The organism is Bradyrhizobium sp. CB1015 (assembly GCF_025200925.1).
Lineage (GTDB): Bacteria > Pseudomonadota > Alphaproteobacteria > Rhizobiales > Xanthobacteraceae > Bradyrhizobium.
On the sequence record NZ_CP104174.1, the window covers coordinates 8,119,761 to 8,143,658 of the forward strand.

Below are 23,898 nucleotides of genomic sequence, written 5' to 3' on the forward strand. Positions count from 1 at the left end.
TGCGTCGCTTTTGCCCGCTGGCCGCCTGTTGCCAAATCCACCTGCCGCTAGGGCAGATTGTCCCGCATCACGATGTCGATCCTGATCTTCTCCTGTTCGCTCAAGATCGGCTCGCCCCGGGCGAGCGCGAGCAGCACGCGGACGGCCGCGCGCGCTTCATGTCCGGGGTTCTGCGAGATCGCGGCATCCATCACGCCCTGCAGCAGCAATCGGCGCGTCAGCGCGGTGACGTCGTGCCCGACGAACACCACCTGCTTGTCGCGCCCGGCCGCGCCAGAGGCCTTGTCGTTCAGCGCTTTGGCGACGCCCTGCGTGCCGGCGCCGACGTTGTAGAGGCCGACAATGTCGGCATGCTTGCCGAGCAGCCGCGCCAGCAGCTGCTCCGAACGATCATCTTCATCGCGCCCTTCCAGCACCGGCAGCACGCTGAGATCGGGGAATTCGCTCGCCATCACCTGGTTGAAGCCGAAGATGCGCTCGGCATGGTCGCGCAGGCCCTGCGAGCCCGCGACGATCGCGACCTTGCCGGACCTCTGGCCGACCAGCCGCCCGACCAGCGCGCCGGCGGTGCGGCCCGCAGCGATGTTGTCGATGCCGACATAATGGTGGCGGCGCGAGGACGGCACGTCCGAGACCAGCGTCACGACCTTGGTGCCGGCATCGACGAGGTCGTTGATCGCGGCGCGGACGCTCGGATGGTCCAGTGCCACCACGGCAACGCCGTCATAGTCGCCCGACAGCGCCTCGAGCGAAGCCGCGAGCGCGGCGGGCTCGAACACGTCGGTTGCAATCATCTCGACATTGAGGCGGCGGGCCGACAGCCAGGCCGCCATCTCGCCGAGATAGGCCTCGATCTGCTGCATGAACGGGTTCGGCCCCGACGGCATCACGAAGGCGAAGCGGCGGGCGCGGCCGCGCGCGAGCTCGGCGGCGGCCACATGCGGCTGGAACGAATTGCGCGCGATGGCGTCCTTGACGCGCCGGACCGTGTCCGGGCGGACCCCCGGCCTGTTGTGCAGCACGCGATCGACCGTGGCGAGGCTGACACCGGCCTCGCGGGCGATGTCCTTTAGCGTCAGCGCAGTCGGGGTGAGGGTCTCGGCCATGGCTGAAGGCTAGCAGAGGTGTTTTGAGGTACGCAACTCATTTGATGAGGGGATCGGTCTTTTTGCTTCCCCTTCCAGGAACGGCTTTCCCGGCGGACCGTTGCCGGAGCGTGCATAAGGACATCACCCATGATTCCGGCGAGGGGCTGAGCCCGACGCTCGAGCGCAACATTCGGGCGCTGGTGGCGCGGCGGCGCCGCGAGCAGCAGGCGGCAAGCGGCCAGGACAAGGTCGCCGACGCGATCACGGCCTTCACCGGCAGCATGATCTTCGTCTACCTGCACCTTGCCGTGTTCGGGTTCTGGATCATCGCCAACCTGCATTGGATTCCGGGCGTTCCGGCCTGGGACGAGAGCTTCGTCGTGCTGGCGATGATCGCCTCGGTGGAGGCGATCTTCCTCTCCACCTTCGTGCTGATCTCGCAGAACCGCATGACCGCGGCGGCCGACAAGCGCGCCGATCTCGATCTTCAGATCAGCCTGCTCGCCGAGCACGAACTGACCAAGATGGCCCGCCTGCTCACCCAGATTTCCGAGCGGCTCGACGTCAAGCCGGACGCAGAGCGCGACCTGGAGGAAGCCGCCCGGGACATTGCCCCCGAGCGCGTGCTCGACAAGATCGAGGAGACGCGCTCCTGAACTATCGGTGCGCCGGCGCTAACAGGTCCAGCGTCAGGAACAGGCTGTTGGTATCCTCGACATAGCCCTCGAACGGATGGCAGGCGACGAAACCGTGCGCCAGATAGAGCGCGTGCGCCGGCTTGAAATAGTCCCACGAGCCGGTCTCGAGGCTGAGCCGCGTCATGCCGCGCCCGCGGGCTTCCGCGATGATGTGGCGCAGCATCTGGCCGCCATAGCCGCGCCGCCGCCTGGTCTGCAGCGTGTGCATCGACTTGACCTCGCCGTGATCAGCCGAAAGCGTCTTCAACGCGCCGGTGGCGACCAGCGTCTCGCCGTCCCAGCCGGTCCAGAACGCGACGTCGGGTGCACGCAGGCCCGCCAGATCAAGCGCATGGGCGCTGCCCGGCGCCGTCTGCGCCCGCGCGGCCGTGACGTGATGATCGAGCAGCGCGACGACGCGCCGATCATAGGTGTCGCCGGTGCGGATCTGCATCGTGCTCGTCTCCACGCTTTGCCCTCACATCTTGCCGTAGGACGCGCCGCGCCGCGTGATGATGACGTAGCGCGCGTCCTGCTTGGTTTCGTTCTCGAAGATCACGGCGCGCATCACGTCGAAATCGAGACAATCGCCCTCGCGCAGCCGCACCGCCTTGGTATCGATATGCACGGCGATCGCGCCCTCCAGCATCAGGAGCTGCTGGGTGAAGGCGTTGCGGCCCCACGGGCTGTAGGAGACGCGGGCGCCGGCCGGCAGGTCGACGACGATGATCTCGATGCCGCTGGCCGCATCCGGCGGCGAGGCGTGCCGCCGGCGATAGCCGCTGTCGGGGTCGCGCCAGAGCGGCTGGTCGGCAAGCCGCACCAGGCGCTCCGGCGGCTTCTCGGTGAGCGCGACGACATCGCTGAGCGTGACGTCGAGCGCGGCGCAGAGCTTGTTGAGCAGCGCCGCCGTCGCACTGCTCTGCGCCCGCTCCACCCGCCCGATCATGGCCCGGCTGACCCCGGAGCGGCCAGCAAGCTCGTTCAACGTCATGCCCGCCTGCGTCCGCAGCGTCTTCAGGCGCCGACCGATGGCGCGGTCGAGTTTCTGTTGGTCCATTGTTGTTGGCCTTGGCCTTCATCCGAGCTCAACCCGTCACCAGGACCGTATCCGCCGGGCGACAGAAGCTTAGGCCGGGGAAGCGATCCGTGCCGGAGGTGAGAGGCTAATATATTGGAATCTTTGTGCGGCGCGCGAGCGCGCTATCTGTTCAAACCGAAATGCGATCGGGAAAACTTGGAGCGGGCGAAGGGAATCGAACCCTCGTATGCAGCTTGGGAAGCTGCCGTTCTACCATTGAACTACGCCCGCGATGCGTGCTTTGCGCCCCTCCTGATTAGCCGAGACGGCGCCTGCCGCCAAGCGGTTTGGCGCGGCCGGCCGGGCGGTTGTTAACGTCCTGATAAGATTCCAGGTGCGCCGGATTGTGGCGGTGTTATGATCGCCGCTTCGGGGAGAAACGTGCACTGAGTGGGGCGTGTGCATGGTGGGGCGGGCTTACGCGATATTCGACACGGCCATCGGCCGTTGCGGCATCATCTGGAGCGGCACCGGCGTGGTCGCCGTGCAATTGCCGGAGGCGCGGGAAATCGATACCCGCCGCCGGATTTTCCAGGTCCATCCCGAGGCGCGGGAGCAGCGCCAGTCCGAGAACGCCGAGCTTGCGATCGAGGGCATCACGGGCCTGCTGCAAGGTCACGATCCCGATTTTTCCGAGGTCAGCCTGGACGCCGGAGGGGTACCCGGCTTCAACCGGCGCGTCTACGAATACGCCTGCAGCATTCCGCGCGGGGAGACGCGCACTTATCAGGAGGTCGCCCGGGCGCTGGGTGCCTCCGGCGCTTCGTATTCGGTGGCGCAGGCGATCGCGAAAAATCCCTTCATGCTGATCGTGCCCTGCCACCGGGTGCTGGAAACAGGCAATTACACCGACCGGCTCTCGCCCTATGGCGGCGTGATCTCCAAGCGACGGCTGCTGGCGCTCGAAGGCGCCCATCCCATCGCCAGCAAGACCTTGTTCGAGGTGCTGCTGCCCGTTGCCCCGCCGAGACCCTCCACCTAGATAAGGCGGCATGCACGCCACCACGCTGCTGACGACGCCATCGATAAGTGTTTCCGAGTTTCGCTGCGATGCGGGACCGGACGATACGCCGTTCGCGGAATGCCGCACCGGCCATTCCATTGCCTATGTCCGCTCCGGCAGCTTCGGCTGCCATTGCCGCGCCGGCTTCTTCGAGCTGGTGGCGGGCTCGATGCTGATCGGCGCCCCCGGCGAGGAATATACCTGCACGCATGAGCACGTGTCCGGCGACGTCTGCCTCGGCTTCTTCTTCAGCGAGGACCTGGTCGACGCCCTCGGTGGGCGGCGCGAGATCTGGCAAATCGGCGCAACGCCGCCGCTGCCCGAGCTGATGGTGCTGGGCGAGCTCGCTCAGACGGCAGCAGATGGCAACAGCGATCTCGGCCTCGACGAGATCGGCCAGATCCTGGCCGGCCGTTTTGTCGACGCCGTCTCGGGCAAAGCGCGCAAGCCGGCCACCCCCACCGCACGCGACCGACGCCGCGCGGTGGAGGCCGCGCTGTGGATCGACGACAACTCGCATGCCGAGCTCGACCTCGAGCGGGCAGCCAAGCAGGCGGGCCTCAGCCCGTTCCATTTCCTGCGGCTGTTCTCGAGCGTGCTCGGCGTCACCCCGCATCAATATCTCGTGCGTTCGCGGCTGCGGCACGCCGCGCGCAGGCTTGCCGACGACGACATCGCCGTCACCGACATCGCCTATGACGTCGGCTTCGGCGACCTCTCCAATTTCGTCCGTACCTTCCATCGCGCGGCCGGCGTGTCGCCGACCAAGTTCCGCCAGGCATCGAAGGGGCAGCGCAAGATTCTCCAAGAGCAGCTTGCCCTCAACTGACTAGGGTCGTCTCCGGCGCGTGCCATTCGCGGCACGCTTTTTCGCAATGGAGACGAACATGTACGACCACATCGGATTACGCGTTGCCGACCTCGACGCCGCCACGCGCTTCTACACCGCGGTGCTGGCGCCACTCGGCTTTGTCCTGTGCTCGAGCGGCGACGGTTATGCCGGCTTCGGACCGAAGGGCGAGCCGGCGCTGTGGCTGCACCTGAACGAGGGCCGCAAGGCCGACGGCGTCCACATCGCCTTCCGCGCCGGGGATCATGATGCGGTCAAGGCGTTTCACAGCGAGGGCCTCCGAAGCGGCGGCCGCGACAATGGCGGCGCCGGGCCGCGTAGGGATTACAGCCCGACCTATTACGCGGCGTTTCTGATCGATCCCGACGGTAACAATGTCGAGGCGGTTTGTCCGTAGAGGCGCAAGCGATCGCAGCACAAATGCCGTCATTCCGGGATGGTGCGTAGCACCAGACCTCAGGTGCGCAATTGCGCACCGGGGAATCTCGAGATTCCGGGTTCGGCTCTTCGAGCCGCCCGGGAATGACTCAACAAGGGGAATATTCATGGCCTCCATCCACAACGACATCTCCCTCCCCGCCTCCGCGCGCGACGTCTGGGATGCGGTGCGCGATTTCGGCGCGCTGCATCGGCGGCTGGTGCCGGGCTTCGTCACCGCCTGCACGCTCGACAGCGATGCGCGCATCGTCACCTTCGCCAACGGCTCGGTGGCGCGCGAGGTGCTGGTCGATTGCGACGATGCGCGGCGGCGCCTCGTCTATGCCATCAACAACGAGCGGCTGAGGCATTACAGCGCCTCGGTGCAGGTCATTGCCGAGGGTGAGACGAGCTGTCGCCTCGTCTGGATCATCGACATGCTGCCGAACGAGCTAGCGCCTTACGTTCAGGGGCAAACCAAGGAGGCGGTGGTCGCCATGCACAAGGCTTTTCCGCCCGCGGCAGGCTGATCCTTCACTGTGAGTTTTCTCACAGAAGCGCATCCTCGCCGGCCGTAACCATGCCCGCGTGCGTCCGGTCGGCTCTGCTCTCCCGGCGGCGCCGCGCACGCGAGGAGCATGCCATGAGAGGTGCGGACAAGGTGATCTGCCAGGCAGCCGCGGCGCTGCTGCTGTTTTCGATCTGGAGCGGGCCTGCAAAGGCGCAATTCCTCGGCGGCGGAGGAGCCGGCGGCGAGGACATGATGACCCAGATGGCGCCGATGCTGGAGATGATGAAGGCGAAGATGGGCAAGCGCCGCTTCGCCATGCTGATGCAGACCATGGGCCCGATGATGAGCCGCATGATGGAGAACGGCGGCGGCGGGCTTGGCGGGATGATGGGCGGCGGCAGTTTCGGCGGCGGATTCGGTGCGCCGAACTATGGCTACGCGCCGATGGGCGGCGGCACGATGCCGGTCGGGATCGGCAGCATGGGCGGCGGCGACATCATGGGCATGATCGGCGGCGCCGGTGGCGGCGACATGATGGCGATGATCCCGCAATTGATGCGGCTCGCCAATGTCGGCGGCAGCGGCCATCGCCGCCACAAGCATCGCTAGAGCATGATCCGGAAAAGTGCGCAGCGGTTTTCCGGAAAGATCATGCTTAAACAACAAACTAAAGCGCGATGACGATGCATCCTAATCGGATCGCGCTTTAGTCGGCGGCGCCGGACAGAGCCGGCCTGATCGCAGTCCTGCTGCCGCGCGGTCCCCAGCGCGTCAGCACGACGCTGGAGCATGAGAGCAGGCCGAGCACGACCATCGAGCTCGCAGCCAGCCAGAAAAAGCTCTGCGCGGTGGCCTCGTGGGTGGTCAACCACCAGCCGACCGCCGAGATGTAGATCAGCCGCGCCGTCTGCGCCAGCACCGGCCCGATCACCTTGGCGGCGCCTTGCGATGAGAAATACATCGTCGTGGCAAGGCCGAAGAACGCGTAGAACGGTCCGACCGTCGAGAGATATTGATGGCTCGCGGCACGCACGGCCGCGCTGTCGGTGAAGATGTTGATCCAGAGATCGGGGAACATCGCCACGATGCATGCGGGCGCGCCCACGGCGACAAAGGCGGCAGCACTGGCGATCCAGGTGACGCGCCGGGCGCGCGCGATGTTGCCTGCACCGATCGCCATCCCCACCATCGGCACGCAGGCGATGCCGAACGAGAATGCGATCGAGGTCAGCAGGAATTCCAGCCGCGCGCCGACGCCGTAGCCGGCCAGGATCGCGGTGCCGAATTGCGCCAGCATGTGGGTGAAGATCGAGATCGTCAGCACCGATTGCAGCGGCGAGAAGCAGGCGATGGCGCCGACCTTCAGGATGTCGAAGAACATCGCCCATTGGATGCGCAGGCCGCGCAGCTTCAGCGTGATCCGCGCGCGGCCCGAGAACAGGTACCAGCTCATGATGCCGATGTTCATGGTGTAGGCGATCAGCGCGCCGGCGGCGACGCCGCGCATGCCGAGCTGCGGCACCGGGCCGAGCCCGAGGCCGAGCGTGCCGCCGAGCACGATCTGCCAGGCCGCGGAGTTGAGGATCAGGAACGATGGCAGCTTCATGTTGCCGGTGCCGCGCAGGATGCCGGCCATGGTGTTGAGCAGCCAGGGCAGCACGGCGCCGCCGAAGAACACCTGCGTATAGGCGATCGCATGCGTCAGCACATCGTCGCGGCCGCCGAGCATCTCGAGCAATCTCGGCCCGAAGATCAGCATGCCCAGCATGAAGACGAGGCCGAAGCTGATGCCGATCAGCATCGCGTGCACGGCCAATGCGCCGGCGCGCTCGCGCTTCCCGGCGCCGAGCGCACGCGCGATGGCCGAGGCCACCGCGCCGCCCATGGCGCCGCCGGACATCGTCATGGTCAGAATGATGGTCGGAAACACCAGCGCCATCGCCGCCAGCGCCTCGACGCCGAGCCGGCCGACATAGGAGGTCTCGGCGATGACGACGCAAATGCCGGCCGACAGGCCGATCACGTTCGGCCAGGCGAGCGAGAGCAGCGTGCGCAGGATCGGCCCGTCGGTCAGCGCGCTCCTGATCGGCGGCGGAGGCGGCGGCAGCGGGCGCTCTTGCTCATCGACCGGGATTTCGGCGATGTCGGACATGTCCTCTCCCGGGCGCAGCCGCCGTTTGCGGCGCGGCAATTACTTGGTGTGCCAATGACTTCGTGTGTGCCAATGACTTCGTGTGTGCCAATGACTTCGTTCGCGCGAAAGGCGCGGCAAAGGCGTGTTAGCACGGAGCGCGCCGATTCCGCCTGCGCCTGGCGCAGGCGTGCCCTGCGGCAGCGCATTTCAAGCGGTGGAATTACTCGATCGTCCACACCAGCGGCGGCCGGTCGCCTTCAGCGGTGCGCATCTGCACGCCGATATGCCGGCCGCAACCTGCGGCGAGACCCTCGAACAATCCCTCCAGCACCTTGGCGCAGGCGCGATGATAGTCGGCGACGTCGTCCATCAGCTTCCAGCTCTGCTGGCGGATCTCGAACGTGCCTTCCGATTGCGTCATCTCGGCCGCATCGTCCTGCGCGGCGAGCAGCGCGCTCAGGAACGATGCGAACTCTCGCGCGCCGCCGCGGGTCACCGCCAGCGCTGCGGCAACCTCGTCGAAATATTGCATGCCGATCAGCTTGCCGGTGAGGTGCAGCAGATAGCCGGCATCCTCCGGGCCGAACAGCTGCACCATCACGGGCGCGGCGGTGCGGACATATTCCATCGCGTAATTGCGATAGGCCTTTTCCAACCGCGGCTTTGGCCAGCTCGCGACCGGCAATGCGGGCGCCGTCTTCGCATCGAACAAAGGCGCTTCCAGGTGCCGCGCGAACACGAGGCGCTGGTCGCGCTCGAGCGGATGGTCGTATTGATGATAGTAGCCTTCGAGCCCGTCCTGGCCGTCCACGCTCTGCTTGGTGCAGACGAAGCCGAGCCTGAGATCGCCGAGCGCAACGCCGTTGTTGGCGTGCCAGCCGCGCAGCATTGCGCGGGAAACTTCGCCCGGCACGCCGCAGATCGCGGTGCCCTTCCAGATCCAGCGCGGCGGCGGATAGCGGATCCAGGCCTTGGTGTCGCTCTCATACATGTATTCGACGTGCACGCCGCCGATCCAGTTGGAGAGATAGTGGTATTGCGCGGCCGCGACCGCCGGCGGCAGATGGTCGATCCCGAGCTTTTTGAGCCCCGGCAGGAAGCGCTCCTGCTGCTGGCGGCGGAACACGTGGAAGACGAATTCTGCGGCATCCGCCGTGCCGCGGCGCGTGACCATTGTGAGGATCAGCCCGGTGAAATAGGCGTGATAGAGATCGGCGACCGCGCGCCAGCGCTTCCATTGCGCTTCCTGCGCGAGGTCTGGTGCGGCGCTCATGTTCGCTCCCCGATCGTTGTTTTGATCGAGTGTGTCACCGCAACCGGTGACAGGCAACCTGACGCGCGTGCAGGCCTCCCTGCACGGCTTTCCGTCAATTCCGCATCACGAATTTTTCGCCGCCTTGGCCGCCCGTTCGCGCTCGACGCGCTCCGTGACGTCGCGCGCCATCGCCACCGATCCCTGCACGGCGCCATCTTTGTCCCGCACCAGTGCGAACGTCATCTCGATGTAGAGCTTGCGCCCGCTCTTGTGCAGCGCGCGGGTCAGCGTCGGCTTGCCCGCAAGCCTCATGGTGCCGCTGGCGAGCGCGGCGTCGAAACCTTTCCAGTGCGCGGCGCGCAGATGTTCGGGAATGATCAGATCGAGATTCTGGCCGAGCGCTTCGTCGGCAGTGAAGCCGAACAGGGCGGTCGATGCGCGATTCCAGCGCGTGATCGTGCCGGAGCGATCGGAACAGATCAGCGCGTCCGCGACGTCGTTGATGATCTGTGCGTCGAGTAGGAGCGGATCGGTCATGTCGCCACCTCGCATGTAGCTGGTTTCGAGCATCGAGACACACATTCGGTGTCATCGCCCGACTTGATCGGGCGATCCAGTACTCCGAAGCGGAAGTGGTCAAATCCGGAGGCCGCGGCGTACTGGATGCCCCGGTCAAGCCGGGGCATGACAGTAGAGTGTGCGGCTACACCCGAAAATGCTTCGATAGTTTGAGGCCTTGTGCCTGGTAATTGGAACCGATGCGCTGGCCGTACATCGCGTCGGGGCGGGCCAGCATCTTCTCGTAGACGAGGCGGCCGACGATCTGGCCGTGCTCGAGGATGAACGGCACCTCGCGCGAGCGCACTTCCAGCACGGCGCGCGATCCTAGCCCGCCGGCGCCGGCATAGCCGAAGCCGGGATCGAAGAAGCCGGCATAATGCACGCGGAATTCGCCGACCAGGGGATCGAACGGCACCATCTCCGCGGCGTAGTCGGGCGGCACCTGCACCGCTTCCTTGGAGGCAAGGATGTAGAACTCGCCGGGATCGAGGATCAGGCTGCCGTCGGGGCGCGCCGAGATCGGCTCCCAGAAATCCTCCACCGCATAGCCGGAGCGGCGGTCGACATCGACGACGCCGGTGTGGCGCTTGGCGCGATAGCCGACGAAGCCGCTCGCCTTCTCGCCCGAGAGATCGACCGAGACGGCAACGCCGCCGGACAGATCCGCATCGTCGATGTCGACGAGGCGCTCGCTGGCGTGCAGCGCATCGAGCTCGTCGGCGTTGAGGATGGCATCGCCGGTGCGGAAGCGGACCTGGCTGAGGCGCGAGCCCTCGCGCACCAAGACCGGAAACGTCTTCGGACTGATCTCGGCATAGAGCGGGCCGTGATAGCCGGCGCCGATCATGTCGAAGCGGCGGGTGCCGTCGGCGATGACGCGGGTGAAGACGTCGAGCCGGCCGGTCGAGCTCTTCGGATTGGCGGCCGCGACGATCTCCGGCGGCAGCGCCAGGCTCTCGAGCAGCGGCACGATGTAGACGCAATTGGTCTCCAGCACCGCGCCGTCGGCGAGGCTGAACTCGTGCAGCTTCAACTCGTCGATGCGCTCGGCCACGGTGGCACCGGGCCCGGGGAGGAAGCTGGCACGGACGCGATAGGCGATGTCGCCGAGGCGCAGATCGAGGCTCGCCGGCTGGATCTGGCTCTCGACGAAGTCGTAGGCGGGCAGGATGAGTCCCTCTTCCGCCATCGCCGCGATCATGCGGTCGGGCAGGATACCATTGGCGTCGGCGGCGACCGTGAACGTCAACCGGGGGTCCTCATCAGGGGTCAAATGCATCCGGCCATGCCGGAAATACAAGTCTTTTACGGCTATCCGATGGACGCCTTGACGGAAAGGGCATTGCGGAATATGAGCATCACTTATCCCGTGGTGATTTGAGCCGGCCGGCTTGCAGCCACGTTAAATAACTCGCTAAACAGGCCGGGGACCTCTGTGATCCCGGCCCGTGGAGATATCCAGGCCGGTTTTTTTGTGACCGTTTTCCTCGACGGTCATGTCGGAGAGGGTCCTATGTCGAAGTCGTCTGCCAACTACCGCCCCGAAACCCGCCTGGTCCATTCCGGCACCCTGCGCTCGCAATATGGCGAGACGTCGGAGGCGCTGTTCCTGACGCAAGGCTATGTCTACGCCAGCGCGGAGGAGTGCGAGGCTCGGTTCAAGGGCGAGGATCCCGGCTTCATCTATTCGCGCTATTCCAACCCGACGATCGCGATGTTCGAGCGCCGCATGATCGAGCTCGAAGGCGCCGAGGCCGCGCGCTCGGCGGCAACCGGCATGGCCGCCGTGACGACCGCGATCCTAGCGCCGCTCAAGGCGGGCGATCACGTGGTCGCCTCCCGCGCGCTGTTCGGCTCGTGCCTCTACGTCGTGCAGGACCTGTTGCCGCGCTACGGCATCGAGACCACGCTGGTCGACGGGCTCGATCTCGACCAGTGGCAGCGCGCGCTCCGGCCGAACACCAGGACGTTCTTCCTGGAGAGCCCGACCAACCCGACGCTGGATGTGCTCGACATCCCCTCGATTGCCGAGATCGCGCACAAGGGTGGCGCGCGGCTCGTCGTCGACAACGTGTTTGCAACGCCGATCTGGCAGAGCCCGCTCGCGCTCGGCGCCGACGTCGTCGTCTACTCCGCGACCAAGCACATCGACGGCCAGGGCCGTTGTCTCGGCGGCATCATCCTGTCCTCGGAAGCCTTCATTGCCGAGCACATCCACAATTTCATGCGCCAGACCGGCCCGTCGATCTCGCCGTTCAATGCCTGGGTGCTGCTCAAGGGCCTGGAGACGCTGGGCGTGCGCGTGCGCGCGCAGACCGACACGGCCGCGCGCATCGCCGAGGTGCTGGCGAGCCATCCGAAGATCTCGCGGCTGGTCTATCCCGGCCGCGCCGATCATCCGCAGGCGGCGCTGGTGAAGAAGCAGATGCGCGGCGGCTCGACGCTGGTCGGCTTCGAGGTCAAGGGCGGCAAGGCGGCGGCGTTCCGCGTGCTCAACGAATTGAAGCTTGCGAAAATCTCCAACAATCTCGGCGACGCCAAGAGCCTCGTCACGCATCCGGCGACCACGACGCATCAGCGCCTGAAGCCGGAAGACCGCGCCGCGCTCGGCATCAGCGAGGGTTTCATTCGCTTCTCCGCGGGGCTCGAGCACGCCGATGACCTGATCGAGGATCTCACCGCGGCGCTGGAGAAGGCGTGAGGCTCTTACCCTCCCCTGGAGGGGGAGGGTCGATCGCGCGAAGCGCGAGCGGGGTGGGGTGATCTCTCCGCTCGGGCACTGCTGGATGAGGAGAGACCGTCACCCCACCCCGCTACGCATTCCGCTTCGCTGCATGCGTAGCGACCCTCCCCCTCCAGGGGAGGGTAAGAAAGTCACATCGGCCGATACGTTCTCACATCGGCGGGCACGTTCACCCCTAGCTTGATCTGGCCGACGGAGCGGATGATGTCGTCGCCGAGCAGCTGGGCGAAGCAGGCATAGCCCCAATCGTTCATGTGCAGGCCGTCGGCAATGACGAAGCTCTCGACCGGGATCGACTGGTTCTCGTGCCAGTCGCGCATCACCTCGAAGCGGGGGAAGATGCCGACGTGACGAAGCTCGGCGACGTTGCCGAGCAGCTTGATCATCTTGCCGGCGCTCTCCTTGCGCTGGTTGACGGCCGGCGAATATTGCGGATCGACCAGCACGATGTCGGTACCGCCCGCGGCCTGAATGCGGCTGATGCCGTCCTCGACCAGCTTGGCGGTGTCACTGGGATCGAGGTTGCGCAGCACGGCGTTGGTGCCGACCTGCCAGATCACGAGATCCGGATGCATGTCGATCACCTGCGTCTGCAGCCGCTTCATCATCTCGGGTGCATCCTCGCCGCCGACGCCGGCATTGACGACCGTGATGTCGGCGGTCGGATAGTGTCGGCGCAGCTGCGCGGCGAGGCGATTGGGGTAGTTGAACTCCGGCGAACTCGCGCCGAAGCCCGCGGTCGACGAGGAGCCGAACGCGACGATGACGACGGGCTGGCCGGCGACGAGCTTGCTCGCGACATGCGGCAGCGAGCCCATCGCCTTGGAGCCGCCCTTCGGCGGCAGGCAAGGCACGCGGCTGAAGATGTCGGCGGCCGACTTCGCGACCTCCTTCACCTTGTCGATGGCGCGCGAGGTGACGCCGCGCGGCTCGGACGACCTCGCGGCGACGGTGGTCTGGGACGGCGCAGCGGGCGCGGGATCAGGCGACTGAGCGGGTGCGGGGGCAGGTTGCGCGGCCGGCGTCTGCGCATGCGAGGCGGGCGTCAGCAACAACAGCGCCGCCGCCGCGGGCACGGCCAGCCATGACGTCAGGCAAAAAGGGCGGAGAGAACTCATTAACGCTAGACCTCAATTTTGCTGCTGGGCCGGCTCCAGGTGAGCGGCGTCAATCACGAACTGTGCCAACGCCCGGCCCAGGCAATCATGGACCTGCTTCGCCAGCTCAGGCCCGCGGGACGGGCTGAACAGGTCGAACTGGCCCTGATCATTCCACTGCCGCATGATCGCGAAACGATCGAACAGCGGGATGTCGTGCTCCTGCGCAACGACGCGCATATTATCGAGAAAAGGCTGCGCCGAGATCATGGTCTCGGTGCGCGGGCTGTATTGCAAATTCATCAAGACGACATCAGCCCCTGCCTTTTGCAGCGCAACAACCCCGTCGGTCACCGCGCCACGAAATTCGTCGGGATCGATGGATCGGATAGCATCCACGGTCCCGGTCTGCCAGATGACCAAAGTAGGCGTTTTTGCTTCCATCAGCTTAACGAAGGTGGACGCGGTCTCCTCTGCCGTTTTCTTGCTCTGTATTTCTACGGAGACGTGCACCATCTCGGACGGCGGCAGCTTCTCCTTGAGGATTGCCTCCATGCGCGCCGGATAGGAGCTGCCCTCCGAGGACGGAATCGTGGTCGAGCGGCTGCCGATGACCAGGATATCGAGCGGTTTGCCGGCCTTGACCGCGTCGGCGACCTTGGGCAGCTGGCTTTCGCTGGTCAGCAAATAGGACGGCAATTCGCAGGCTGCGGGCGCAGGCGACGCGGCATCGCCCGCGCGCGCCGTGGGCGCGGCGAGGCCACCACATAGCAGGATCAGGCTCAGGAGAACCTTCGCCTTCATCAGCCCCCTCCCGCCAGATCGGCGTTGCCGACGGCGTTTTTGGTTTTCGCACCGCTCTTGTCAGCCACACGCTTGTACCACGAAATGACCCAGGCAACCCCCCACATGATCAGGATTCCGGAGAGGCTAATCAACGCATGCATGGCCGGCCCGCCCGAGACTTCGGCGAGGACGAAATGGCCGGCAAAGGCCAGGAAGACGCCGAGGCAGAAGATCTCGAGCGAATGCTGGCCACATAGAATCAATGGTCGCAGCCAGCGCGATTTCAAGGCCGGCCAATCCCGGGGCAGGAAGCGGACGGTGAGCGCGGCCAACGCCAGGAAATGCGTGAAGCGCAGCACGTCGAGGTCGGTCTTGTCGATCGGATACATCCACTGCTCGATCCGCTTCGGCATGAACTGGGACAGCTGCGGCACGTACCAGGTCAGCGTCACGTAGAACGCCGCGACGAGATAGGCGATCGCGATCCACATCGTCACGGGCGAGGCCAGGATGCGCGACATGCGGCGCGCACCTCCGAGCGCACACCAGGCACCGAACACGAACAGCAATTGCCAGGCAAAAGGATTGAAGGCCCAGAAGCCGTTCGGATAAGCCGACAGGTAAAGGTCGTACTCCCAGGTCACCGCGTAGAGCACCACCGAAAGCCCGAGCGTGACGTCCGGCCGCCATTTCATCGACCACAGGATCAAGGGCAGCGCCAGCATCAGCACGATGTAGAGCGGCAGCACGTCCATGTTGACGGGACGGAAGCGTAGCAGCAGCGCCTGCACGATGGTGACGTCGGGCTGCTTGAGGAAGTCCATGATGCCCATCTCTTCGGTGTAGAGCGGGTTCTCGAACCTGGTCGCCACATAGGAGATCTCGGCGAGAAAGATCGTGAACAGGAAGACGTGGGCGACGTAGATCTGCCAGACCCGGCGCAGGATGCGCGCGGTGGCGATGAGAACGCCGCTCTCCAGCATGGCCCGGCCATAGACGAAGGCAGCGGTGTAGCCGGAGATGAAGATGAAGATCTCGGTGGCGTCGCTGAGGCCGTAATTGCGGATCGTGAACCAGGTCAGCAGACTGGGCGGCAGATGGTCGATGAAGATCAGCCATAGCGCGAGTCCGCGGAACAGATCGAGCCGGAGCTCGCGCTCGCCGATGGCGGGCAGCGTGATGGCCGGCGCACTGGCGCGCGGCTTGGCCCCCGCGGTTCCTGCGATGGTCGATCCCGTCACTTGGTCGGCAATGGTCATCGGGGCCTGGAAACCCTTCCGCAAATCGCGACGTTGAAGCAGTGTAATGGTCCGGCTGTCGTCTCGCAAAGCGCCCGGATCACATAAGGGTGTCTCCCTCGGTGGCGTGCTTTTCCTCCAATTCTGGCGGGACGATGTCGCCAAAGCCTCCCGCGGGGTTTGGTTCCCGGGGCAGATTCGGTATGATGGCAGCCATGTACCGCGCCGTGACCCGCCAGATCGAAGTGACCGTCGAGCCGAACTTTGTTCCGGAGCAGTCGTCGGCCGACCGCTCGCGCTACTTCTGGTCCTACACCATCGTCATCACCAATTCGGGCGAGGAGACCGTGCAGCTCAAGACGCGGCATTGGATCATCACCGATGCCTCCGGCCGCCAGCAGGAGGTGAAGGGCGAGGGTGTGGTCGGCGAGCAGCCGATCCTGGCCCCGGGCGAGCGCTTCGAATACACCTCCGGCGTGCCGCTCTCGACCGCCTCCGGCTTCATGACCGGCCGCTACCAGATGGTCAGCGAAACCGGCGAGCGCTTCGAGATCGACGTGCCGACGTTTTCGCTCGACAGCCCGGATAGCAAGCGGGTGTTGAATTAGGGGGCGCATCGCTCACCTCGTGTCCCGGACAAGTTGCAGCGCAGAAGCGCTGCAGCGCCGAGCCGGGACCCAGGGCAACACGGCACGATGCGGATGGATGGGCTCCGGCTCTGCAGCGCACCGTCGAAGTGACGCTGCGCTGGGTCCGGGGCACGAGAGCGGACGCTGCGCTCGCAATGACGGAGGATAGCCTACGCGTCCTCCGCGCCCGCCTCGTGCGGCGTGAACTGGTACACCGATGAGCAGAACTCGCAGGTGACGACGACCTTGTCGTCCTTGACCATGGCGGCGCGGTCGTCGGCCGAGAAGCTCTTGAGCATCGCGGCGACCGCATCGCGCGAGCAGGAGCACCGCGCCTCGAGCACCTGCGGATTGAACACGCGGACGCCGCGCTCGTGGAAGAGGCGATAGAGCAGCCGCTCGCCGGAGAGCTCGGGATCGATCAGCTCGACATCTTCGACCGTTTCGATCAGCGAGCGCGCCTCGACCCAGGCATCGTCTTCAGTGACGCTGTGCACCTCGGTGCCGTCGGGGGCATCGCCGGGATGCAAGTCCGCCTGCCGCGCGCGCTCCGGCGCCTTCGGCAGAAACTGCATCAGCATGCCGCCGGCGCGCCAGCGATGCTTGCCGCCGTCGCTCGAGCGCCATTCCTCGCCGACCGCGAGGCGCACGCGTGTCGGGATCTGCTCGGAGCGCAGGAAATATTCATGGGCGGCGTCTTCCAGGCTGCCGCCGTCGAGCGCGACCAGGCCCTGGTAGCGGCTCATATCGGGACCCTGATCGATGGTCATGGCGAGATGGCCGCGGCCGAGCAGCGTGGCGGAATCCCTTGCCGTGCCCAAACGCGAGGCATCAAAGCGCGCATAGGCACGCAGACGGTCCGGGGCCTTGTAATCGACCACCAGGAACGACACCGGGCCATCGGTCTGGGCCTGAAGAATGAAGCGGCCCTCGAATTTCAGCGCCGAGCCGAGCAGCGTCGTCAGCACGATGGCCTCGCCGAGCAGCTTGCCGACCGGCGCGGGATAATCGTGCTTGGTGAGGATGTCGTCCAGCGCAGGTCCAAGCCGCACCAGGCGCCCGCGCACGTCGAGCGCGTCGACCTCGTAAGGCAGCGCGGCGTCGTCGATCGGAACCGGTGATGGCGCGCGAACCGGGCCTTCAGGCCCGGTATTCATGTCGGGAGATTGGAAAACCATGGCGCTTTATCTGGGGTCGGTGGGCGGAAATGGAAGGGGAACGCCCGCATCCCGTCGTCATCAGAACGACGGGCTGCGTAGCCCGGATGGAGCGCAGCGCAATCCGGGGAGATCGTTCCACAAGCTGAAGACCCCGGATTTCGCTGCGCTCCATCCGGGCTACACAACGGCTACTTCACCGCGTCGAAGCACCAGGCCAAAATGCCCTTCTGCGCGTGCAGCCGGTTTTCGGCCTCGTCGAACACGACCGATTGCGGGCCGTCGATCACCTCATCGGTGACCTCCTCGCCGCGATGGGCCGGCAGGCAATGCATGAACAATGCGTCCGCCTTGGCCAGCGACATCAGCTTGGCATTGACCTGGTAGGGCTTGAGCACGTTGTGGCGGTGCTCGCCCTCCTTGTCGCCCATCGACACCCAGGTGTCGGTGACGACGCAATCGGCGCCGCGCACGGCGGCCTCGGGATCGGTACCGAGCACGATCGGCGCGCCCGTCGCCTTGATCCAGTCGCGCATGGCCTTTTTCGGTGCGAGCTCCGGCGGCGTTGCGACATTGAGCTGGAATTTGAAACGCTCGGCGGCATGCGCCCAGGACGCCAGCACGTTGTTGTCGTCGCCGGTCCAGGCCACCGTCTTGCCCTCGATCGGGCCGCGATGCTCCTCATAGGTCATGAGGTCGGCCATCACCTGGCAGGGATGCGAACGCCGCGTCAGGCCGTTGATGACGGGCACGGTGGCGTTGGCCGCAAGCTCCAGCAGCGCATCGTGATTGAGGATGCGGATCATGATGGCGTCGACATAGCGCGACAGCACACGCGCGGTGTCGGCGATGGTCTCGCCGCGGCCGAGCTGCATCTCGGCGCCGGTGAGCATGATCGCCTCGCCGCCGAGCTGGCGCATGCCGACGTCGAACGAGACGCGGGTGCGGGTGGAGGGACGCTCGAAGATCATCGCCAGCGTCTTGCCCTCGAGCGGCCTGACCGGCTGCTGTGCCTTCTGCTTCGCCTTCATGGCGGAAGAGGCGGCGAGCATGCTCTTGAGCTCCGAGAGCGGCAGCTCGTTGATGTCCAGGAAGTGCTTTGGAGCTTTGTTGGGCGTCTTGCTCATCAGCTTGCCGCCCGCTTGGTCTGGCTGGACGAGATCGCAGTGCAGGCGCGCTCTAACCGCCCGACGCTGTCCTCGATCTCAGCTTCGGTGACGATCAAGGGCGGCAGGAAGCGCACGACATTGTCGCCGGCCCCGACGGTGAGCAGCTTTTCGGCGCGTAGCGCCGCGACCAGATCGCCCGACGGCACCACGGCCTTGATGCCGATCAGCAGGCCCTCGCCACGCACCTCGCTGACAACATCGGGATGACGATCGATCACGGAGGCGAGCTTCTGCTTGAGCAGCAGCGACATTTTCTGCACGTGGTCGAAAAAGCCGGGCTTGAGCATGACGTCGAGCACGGCATTGGCAGCCGAGATCGCGAGCGGATTGCCGCCGAAGGTGGAGCCGTGCGAACCGGGCCCCATGCCGGCGGCCGCATCCGCGGTCGCCAGCACCGCGCCGATCGGGAAGCCACCGCCGAGCGCCTTGGCGAGCGACATCACGTCCGGCGTGACGCCGGTGCGCTTGTAGGCAAAGAGCTCGCCGGTGCGGCCCATGCCGGTCTGCACCTCGTCGAAGGCGAGCAACAGGCCGCGCTCGTTGCACAGCTCGCGCAGCGCCTTCAGGAAGGCGTGAGGTGCAGAACGAACGCCGCCCTCGCCCTGGATCGGCTCGATGAGAATGCCGGCGGTGTGCGGACCGATCGCCTTCTTGACGGCGTCGAGGTCGCCATGCGGCACCTGATCGAAGCCGTCCATCGGCGGACCGAAGCCTTCGAGATATTTCGCAGCCCCGGTGGCGGCGAGCGTCGCCAGCGTGCGGCCATGGAAGGCACCCTCGAAGGTGATCATGCGGTAACGTTCCGGATGCCCCTTGGAGAAGTGATGGTGGCGCACCAGCTTGATCACGCCTTCCAGCGCCTCGGCGCCGGAATTGCAGAAGAACACGAAGTCCGCAAAGCTCTCATTGCAGAGACGGCTTGCGAGCTTCTCGCCATCAGGGCTCTGGAACAGGTTCGACATGTGCCAGAGCTTGGTCGCCTGCTCCTGCAACGCATTGACCAGCGCGGGATGGACATGGCCGAGCGCATTCACCGCCACGCCCGAGGTGAAATCGAGATAGCGATCACCGTTGGTCGCGATCAGCCAGCAGCCTTCGCCGCGCTCGAAACCGAGGTCGGCCCTGGCGAAAACGGGGAGCAAATGCGGCGCGGCACTGTTAGTCATGACGTCACTTGAATGTTGCGGACGGTGTGAGGCACGCATTGCGCAACGCACCATTGACCGGCCCCGGAAAACGAAACGTGCCGCCTTTTAAGGGCGGCACGTAACACTATCTTATGCCTGGCAAGACGGGTGTCAATGCCGCCCCGAAAGCCCCGCGAAACGCTGATTCCGTAGTCTTGCGGTGCCGATTTTGCGGGTTTTTCACCACGGAACATGTGGAAGCGAGTCGGCGGACTCTTGCGCGGGAGTCACGCCATATTGTAGCGTTTGGACCGTCAGATACGACATCTCGTGCAGCAGTTCTGATCCCAAAAGTCCTCATGTACCGGCGTAAACGTTCGGGCGTCTTGAGCGCGCCCGGCGAGCCTTAAGGGATTCTGGCGGCACGGGTTTTTCAAGGCTTTAGGCATTCGCGGCGAAGGCTCCAGGATGGCAGGCGCGCTGCGAGGGAAAGGGTGCAATGACGGTTTTGACCTGGTCCGATGATCGCGTCGAGCAGCTGAAGAAGCTCTGGGAGGCCGGACTTTCGGCCAGCCAGATCGCGGCGGAGCTCGGCAATGTGACCCGCAATGCCGTGATCGGCAAGGTGCACCGGCTCGGCCTGTCCGGCCGCGCCAAGAGCCCATCATCGGCAGCGCCTCGGCCGCGCAAGGCACGGCCCGCGCAGCACATGATGCGGGTGACGCGCCCCGTCGCGCGCGGCAACACCGCGCTGGCGCAGGCCTTCGAGGTCGAGGTGGAAGCCGAGCCGGTTACCTACGACAACGTGGTGCCGATGAGCCAGCGGCTGTCGCTGCTGGAATTGAACGAGGCGACCTGCCACTGGCCGGTCGGCGATCCATCGAGCCCGGATTTCTTCTTCTGCGGCGGCAAGGCGCTTTCGGGCCTGCCCTACTGCGCCCAGCATTCGCGCGTGGCCTATCAGCCCGCAGCGGACCGCCGTCGCGCACCGGCGAAGCCGAGCACGCGGTGAGCTTGTCGATCTAGCTGATGGCAGCCGTCACATGATGACGGCTCAAATAGTCCGATGTCGTTCCGGACAAGCGCGCGATATGCGCGCACAGATCCGGAACCCATAGCCGCCGCGAGATGTGGTTACGGGGACTCGGAGTTACCTTTTCGCAAAACAATCACGCCCTGTGGTTATCGGTCCCGGATCTACGCCTTCGCTTGTCCGGGACGACACTGAACGTGTGGCGACAGCTCGCGCTCGCTAACCAGCCTACGTCTGCTCCGCCTTCGCGAAGCGATCGTCCAGCGCGTAGCCGGCGCCGCGGACGGTGCGGATCGGGTCCTGCTCGCGGCCGAGATTGAGCAGCTTGCGCAGGCGGCCGATATGGACGTCGACGGTGCGCTCGTCGATGTAGATGTCGCGGCCCCAGACGCTGTCGAGCAGCTGCTCGCGCGAGAACACGCGGCCGGGATGCTCCAGGAAGAACTCCAGCAAGCGATATTCGGTCGGGCCGAGATCGATCGGCCGGCCCGAGCGCGCCACGCGGCGCTTGTCGCGGTCGAGCTCGATGTCGCCATAGGCGAGCACGGTGGCGAGCCGCTCCGGGCTGGCGCGCCGCAAGAGGCCCTTCACGCGCGCGAGCAGCTCCGGCACCGAGAACGGCTTGACGATGTAATCGTCGGCGCCGGTCGCAAGGCCCCGCACCCGCTCGCTCTCCTCGCCGCGCGCGGTGAGCATGATGATCGGCAGCTGCTTGGTCTCGGGGCGGGTCCGAAGCCGCCGGCATAGCTCGATGCCCGACAGGCCCGGCAGCATCCAGTCGAGCACGATCAGATCGGGAATGTGCTCCTTGAGGCGGGTGTCGGCGTCGTCGCCGCGCATCACCACCTCGACGTCATAGCCGTCGCCTTCGAGGTTGTAGCGGAGAAGCTCGGTGAGAGCTTCCTCGTCCTCAACCACCATAATGCGTGCGCCCATGTTGTCGTCGCTCCTTAGGTATTCGGCACCGTCGTGGCGAAGGTCGTCATGTCGCCTTTCGGCCGCTTGTCGGTGATCGCCTGGCCCTCGATCATGTAGAACACGGTCTCGGCGATGTTGGTGGCGTGGTCGCCGATCCGCTCGATGTTCTTGGCACAGAACATCAGGTGGATGCAGAACGAGATGTTGCGCGGATCCTCCATCATGTAGGTGAGGAGCTCGCGGAACAGCGAGGTGCAGATGGCGTCGACTTCCTCGTCGCCCTTCCACACCGCCATCGCCGCCGGCAGGTCGTGCGCGGCATAGGCGTCCAGCACGCTCTTGACCTGCTGCTGCACGAGGTCGGTCATGTGCTCCAGGCCGCGGAACAGCTTGAGCGGGTGGAAATCCGTCTCCAGCGCCGCGACGCGCTTGCCCATGTTCTTGGCGAGATCGCCGATGCGCTCGAGATCCGTCGCAACGCGCATGGCCCCGACGATCTCGCGCAGGTCGACGGCCATCGGCTGGCGGCGGGCGATGGTGAGCACGGCGCGCTCCTCGATGCGCTTCTGCAGCGCGTCGAGCTCGCCGTCGGTGGTGACGACCCGCTGGCCGAGCGCGACGTCGCGGCGGATCAGCGCGTCGACGGAATCGACGATCATGCGCTCGGCGATGCCGCCCATCTCGGCGACCAAGCGGGTGAGCTCCTGAAGGTCGCTGTCGAAGGCCTTTACGGTATGTTCAGAACCCATGTTCCGTCTCCTCAGCCGAACCGGCCGGTGATGTAATCCTGCGTGCGCCGATCGCTCGGCGACGTGAAGATCTTGCTGGTATCGTCGAACTCGATCAACTCGCCGAGATACATGAAGGCGGTCTTGTCGGAGACGCGCGCCGCCTGCTGCATGTTGTGGGTGACGATCGCGATCGTGTAGTTCTCGGACAATTCCTGGATCAGCTCCTCGACCTTGGCGGTCGAGATCGGGTCGAGCGCCGAGCAGGGCTCGTCGAACAGGATCACCTCGGGCCGCACCGCGACGGTGCGGGCGATGCAGAGCCGCTGCTGCTGGCCGCCGGAGAGCGACAGGCCGGAGGCATTGAGCTTGTCCTTGACCTCGTTCCATAGTGCGCCGCCGCGCAGCGCCTTCTCGACGCGGTCGTCCATCTCGGACTTCGAGATCTTCTCGTACAGACGAATGCCGAAGGCGATGTTCTCGTAGATCGTCATCGGGAACGGCGTCGGCTTCTGGAACACCATGCCGACGCGAGCGCGCAGCAAATTGAGGTCCAGCTTGGGGTCCAGGATGTTGGTCTGGTCGAGCAGCAGCTGGCCGGTGGCGCGCTGGCCCGGATAGAGATCGTACATCCGATTGAAGATGCGCAGCAGGGTCGACTTGCCGCAGCCCGACGGGCCGATGAACGCCGTGACACGATTGGTGCCGAGCGTCAGATTGATGTTCTTCAGCGCGTGGTGCTCACCGTAGTAGAAATTCAGGTTGCGCGCGGTGACCTTGGCGGGCGCCTCGGGCAGCGGCTGCGAGCCGGGATGAACGGTCGGCGCGCTGACGGAAACAGACATTTCACTCATTTTGCAGTCCTCTCGGCGCCAAGGATGCGCGCGCCAATGTTCAGGGCAAGCACGGTCAGGGTGATCAGCAGCGCGCCGCTCCAGGCGAGCTGCTTCCAGTAGGCGTAGGGGCTCTGCACGAAGTTGTTGATGGTGACCGGCAGGTTCGCCATCGTCTTGTTCAGGCTGAGGCTGAAGAACTGGTTCGACAGCGCGGTGAACAGCAGCGGCGCGGTCTCGCCGGCGACGCGGGCGGTGGCGAGCAGCACGCCGGTGATGAGGCCGGAGCGCGCGGCCCGATAGGCGATCCGCTTGATCACCAGCGAGCGCGGCAAGCCCAGTGCGCTCGCGGCTTCGCGCAGCGGATTCGGCACCAGCAGCAGCATGTCCTCTGTGGTGCGCACGACGACCGGGATCACGATGACGGCGAGCGCGAGACTGCCCGCGATCGCCGAGAAGCCGCGCATCGGCACCACCACCGCGCCATAGATGAACAGGCCGATGATGATCGAGGGCGCCGACAGGAGGATGTCGTTGATGAAACGGATCACCGAGGTCAGCTTGTCGTTGCGGCCGTACTCGGCGAGGTAGGTGCCGGCGAACAGGCCGAGCGGCGCGCCGATACCGACGCCGAGCACGGTCATGATCAGCGAGCCGACGATGGCGTTGAGCAGACCGCCCTCGGTCGAGCCGGGCGGCGGCGTGTTCTCGGTGAAGACCTGCAGGTTCAAACCGGACAGGCCGTTGTAGAGCAGCGTGATCAGGATCAGCGCGAGCCAGGTGACGCCGAAGGCGGCGGCGCCAATGCAGAGCCCGCGGATGACGATGTCCTTGCGGCGGCGGCGCGAATAGATCGGATTCAT

At 65.6% G+C, this 23,898-nt stretch carries 26 protein-coding genes, 1 tRNA gene and 1 riboswitch; of the genes, 9 read left to right on the forward strand and 18 right to left on the reverse strand.

Going from position 1 to position 23,898, the window contains the following annotated elements:
• Positions 1–47 precede the first annotated feature (47 nt).
• On the reverse strand, positions 48–1,106 hold the full coding sequence (locus tag N2604_RS38060) for a LacI family DNA-binding transcriptional regulator (protein ID WP_260373033.1): 1,059 nt from the start codon (positions 1,104–1,106) through the stop codon (positions 48–50).
• 110 nt (positions 1,107–1,216) lie between these two features.
• Here N2604_RS38060 and N2604_RS38065 point away from each other — a divergent pair, with 110 nt between their 5' ends.
• Complete coding sequence (locus tag N2604_RS38065) at positions 1,217–1,744, forward strand: DUF1003 domain-containing protein (protein ID WP_260373034.1); 528 nt, start codon at positions 1,217–1,219, stop codon at positions 1,742–1,744.
• Between the two features lies 1 nt (position 1,745).
• On the opposite strand, the gene N2604_RS38070 is transcribed toward N2604_RS38065, so the two are convergent.
• The 3 genes from N2604_RS38070 to N2604_RS38080 all read right to left on the reverse strand — a co-directional run bounded on the left by N2604_RS38070 (position 1,746) and on the right by N2604_RS38080 (position 3,077).
• Positions 1,746–2,219: a GNAT family N-acetyltransferase gene (locus N2604_RS38070; protein WP_260373035.1), complete on the reverse strand. Its 474-nt coding sequence runs from the start codon at positions 2,217–2,219 to the stop codon at positions 1,746–1,748.
• 24 nt (positions 2,220–2,243) lie between these two features.
• Positions 2,244–2,825 (reverse strand): helix-turn-helix domain-containing protein, encoded by a 582-nt coding sequence (locus tag N2604_RS38075; RefSeq protein ID WP_260373036.1) that lies wholly within the window; start codon positions 2,823–2,825, stop codon positions 2,244–2,246.
• Positions 2,826–3,003: 178 nt separating this feature from the next.
• Positions 3,004–3,077: transfer RNA gene (locus tag N2604_RS38080), tRNA-Gly, on the reverse strand.
• A 172-nt stretch (positions 3,078–3,249) separates the two neighbouring features.
• Here N2604_RS38080 and N2604_RS38085 point away from each other — a divergent pair.
• From N2604_RS38085 to N2604_RS38105, 5 genes are all read left to right on the forward strand, one after another.
• Entirely contained in the window at positions 3,250–3,828 is a 579-nt protein-coding gene (locus N2604_RS38085; RefSeq protein ID WP_260373037.1) for a methylated-DNA--[protein]-cysteine S-methyltransferase, read from the forward strand.
• Between the two features lie 10 nt (positions 3,829–3,838).
• The gene (locus N2604_RS38090; RefSeq protein WP_260373038.1) at positions 3,839–4,678 is read left to right on the forward strand and encodes a helix-turn-helix domain-containing protein; all 840 of its coding nucleotides are present in this window, start codon (positions 3,839–3,841) and stop codon (positions 4,676–4,678) included.
• Between the two features lie 58 nt (positions 4,679–4,736).
• A complete protein-coding gene (locus tag N2604_RS38095) occupies positions 4,737–5,096 on the forward strand; it encodes a VOC family protein (protein ID WP_260373039.1) in 360 nt (119 codons plus the stop codon).
• Positions 5,097–5,244: 148 nt separating this feature from the next.
• On the forward strand, positions 5,245–5,646 hold the full coding sequence (locus tag N2604_RS38100; RefSeq protein ID WP_260373040.1) for an SRPBCC family protein: 402 nt from the start codon (positions 5,245–5,247) through the stop codon (positions 5,644–5,646).
• 113 nt (positions 5,647–5,759) lie between these two features.
• A complete protein-coding gene (locus tag N2604_RS38105) occupies positions 5,760–6,236 on the forward strand; it encodes a hypothetical protein (RefSeq protein ID WP_260373041.1) in 477 nt (158 codons plus the stop codon).
• Between the two features lie 97 nt (positions 6,237–6,333).
• Here the strand turns inward: N2604_RS38105 and N2604_RS38110 are convergent, their stop codons facing one another.
• The 4 genes from N2604_RS38110 to N2604_RS38125 form a co-directional block, all read right to left on the reverse strand.
• Positions 6,334–7,779: an MATE family efflux transporter gene (locus N2604_RS38110; RefSeq protein ID WP_260373042.1), complete on the reverse strand. Its 1,446-nt coding sequence runs from the start codon at positions 7,777–7,779 to the stop codon at positions 6,334–6,336.
• A gap of 202 nt (positions 7,780–7,981) precedes the next feature.
• Complete coding sequence (locus N2604_RS38115; RefSeq protein ID WP_260373043.1) at positions 7,982–9,034, reverse strand: hypothetical protein; 1,053 nt, start codon at positions 9,032–9,034, stop codon at positions 7,982–7,984.
• A gap of 105 nt (positions 9,035–9,139) precedes the next feature.
• Positions 9,140–9,553, reverse strand: coding sequence for a PAS domain S-box protein (locus N2604_RS38120; protein ID WP_260373044.1), 414 nt, complete (start codon positions 9,551–9,553; stop codon positions 9,140–9,142).
• A gap of 166 nt (positions 9,554–9,719) precedes the next feature.
• Positions 9,720–10,856 (reverse strand): 2'-deoxycytidine 5'-triphosphate deaminase, encoded by a 1,137-nt coding sequence (locus N2604_RS38125; protein ID WP_409241668.1) that lies wholly within the window; start codon positions 10,854–10,856, stop codon positions 9,720–9,722.
• 80 nt (positions 10,857–10,936) lie between these two features.
• Positions 10,937–11,016, forward strand: a riboswitch (SAM riboswitch).
• 74 nt (positions 11,017–11,090) lie between these two features.
• Between N2604_RS38125 and N2604_RS38130 the strand changes: the two genes are divergently transcribed.
• Positions 11,091–12,278, forward strand: a complete 1,188-nt coding sequence (locus N2604_RS38130) for an O-succinylhomoserine sulfhydrylase (protein ID WP_260373046.1) — start codon at positions 11,091–11,093, stop codon at positions 12,276–12,278.
• 173 nt (positions 12,279–12,451) lie between these two features.
• Here the strand turns inward: N2604_RS38130 and N2604_RS38135 are convergent, their stop codons facing one another.
• Genes N2604_RS38135 through N2604_RS38145 form a run of 3 tightly spaced genes read right to left on the reverse strand, consistent with a single transcriptional unit; the run spans position 12,452 to position 15,462 of the window.
• Entirely contained in the window at positions 12,452–13,438 is a 987-nt protein-coding gene (locus tag N2604_RS38135) for an SGNH/GDSL hydrolase family protein (protein ID WP_260373047.1), read from the reverse strand.
• 12 nt (positions 13,439–13,450) lie between these two features.
• Positions 13,451–14,221: an SGNH/GDSL hydrolase family protein gene (locus N2604_RS38140; RefSeq protein WP_260373048.1), complete on the reverse strand. Its 771-nt coding sequence runs from the start codon at positions 14,219–14,221 to the stop codon at positions 13,451–13,453.
• The gene (locus N2604_RS38145; RefSeq protein WP_260373049.1) at positions 14,221–15,462 is read right to left on the reverse strand and encodes an OpgC domain-containing protein; all 1,242 of its coding nucleotides are present in this window, start codon (positions 15,460–15,462) and stop codon (positions 14,221–14,223) included. The genes N2604_RS38140 and N2604_RS38145 overlap by 1 nt, the downstream gene beginning before the upstream one ends.
• A gap of 194 nt (positions 15,463–15,656) precedes the next feature.
• Here N2604_RS38145 and apaG point away from each other — a divergent pair, with 194 nt between their 5' ends.
• Positions 15,657–16,049 (forward strand): Co2+/Mg2+ efflux protein ApaG, encoded by a 393-nt coding sequence (apaG, locus tag N2604_RS38150; protein ID WP_025033430.1) that lies wholly within the window; start codon positions 15,657–15,659, stop codon positions 16,047–16,049.
• A 191-nt stretch (positions 16,050–16,240) separates the two neighbouring features.
• Here the strand turns inward: apaG and N2604_RS38155 are convergent, their stop codons facing one another.
• The 3 genes from N2604_RS38155 to N2604_RS38165 form a co-directional block, all read right to left on the reverse strand.
• Positions 16,241–17,248, reverse strand: a complete 1,008-nt coding sequence (locus N2604_RS38155) for an Hsp33 family molecular chaperone (RefSeq protein ID WP_260373050.1) — start codon at positions 17,246–17,248, stop codon at positions 16,241–16,243.
• 170 nt (positions 17,249–17,418) lie between these two features.
• Positions 17,419–18,354 carry an ornithine carbamoyltransferase gene (argF, locus tag N2604_RS38160; protein ID WP_260373051.1) on the reverse strand — a complete coding sequence of 312 codons (936 nt, stop codon included), beginning with the start codon at positions 18,352–18,354 and terminating at the stop codon, positions 17,419–17,421.
• Positions 18,354–19,562 (reverse strand): aspartate aminotransferase family protein, encoded by a 1,209-nt coding sequence (locus tag N2604_RS38165; RefSeq protein WP_260373052.1) that lies wholly within the window; start codon positions 19,560–19,562, stop codon positions 18,354–18,356. Before N2604_RS38165 ends, argF begins: the two co-directional genes overlap by 1 nt.
• 460 nt (positions 19,563–20,022) lie before the next feature.
• On the opposite strand from N2604_RS38165, the gene N2604_RS38170 reads away from it, so the two are divergent.
• Positions 20,023–20,535 (forward strand): GcrA family cell cycle regulator, encoded by a 513-nt coding sequence (locus tag N2604_RS38170; RefSeq protein WP_025033426.1) that lies wholly within the window; start codon positions 20,023–20,025, stop codon positions 20,533–20,535.
• 249 nt (positions 20,536–20,784) lie between these two features.
• Here the strand turns inward: N2604_RS38170 and phoB are convergent, their stop codons facing one another.
• From phoB to pstA, 4 genes are read right to left on the reverse strand one after another with little or no spacing between them, the layout of a single operon-like run.
• Positions 20,785–21,492 carry a phosphate regulon transcriptional regulator PhoB gene (gene phoB, locus N2604_RS38175; protein WP_260373053.1) on the reverse strand — a complete coding sequence of 236 codons (708 nt, stop codon included), beginning with the start codon at positions 21,490–21,492 and terminating at the stop codon, positions 20,785–20,787.
• Positions 21,493–21,506: 14 nt separating this feature from the next.
• Positions 21,507–22,223, reverse strand: coding sequence for a phosphate signaling complex protein PhoU (gene phoU, locus N2604_RS38180; protein ID WP_260373054.1), 717 nt, complete (start codon positions 22,221–22,223; stop codon positions 21,507–21,509).
• Positions 22,224–22,234: 11 nt separating this feature from the next.
• A complete protein-coding gene (pstB, locus tag N2604_RS38185) occupies positions 22,235–23,056 on the reverse strand; it encodes a phosphate ABC transporter ATP-binding protein PstB (protein WP_197949155.1) in 822 nt (273 codons plus the stop codon).
• The gene (pstA, locus tag N2604_RS38190) at positions 23,053–23,898 is read right to left on the reverse strand and encodes a phosphate ABC transporter permease PstA (RefSeq protein ID WP_260373055.1); all 846 of its coding nucleotides are present in this window, start codon (positions 23,896–23,898) and stop codon (positions 23,053–23,055) included. Before pstA ends, pstB begins: the two co-directional genes overlap by 4 nt.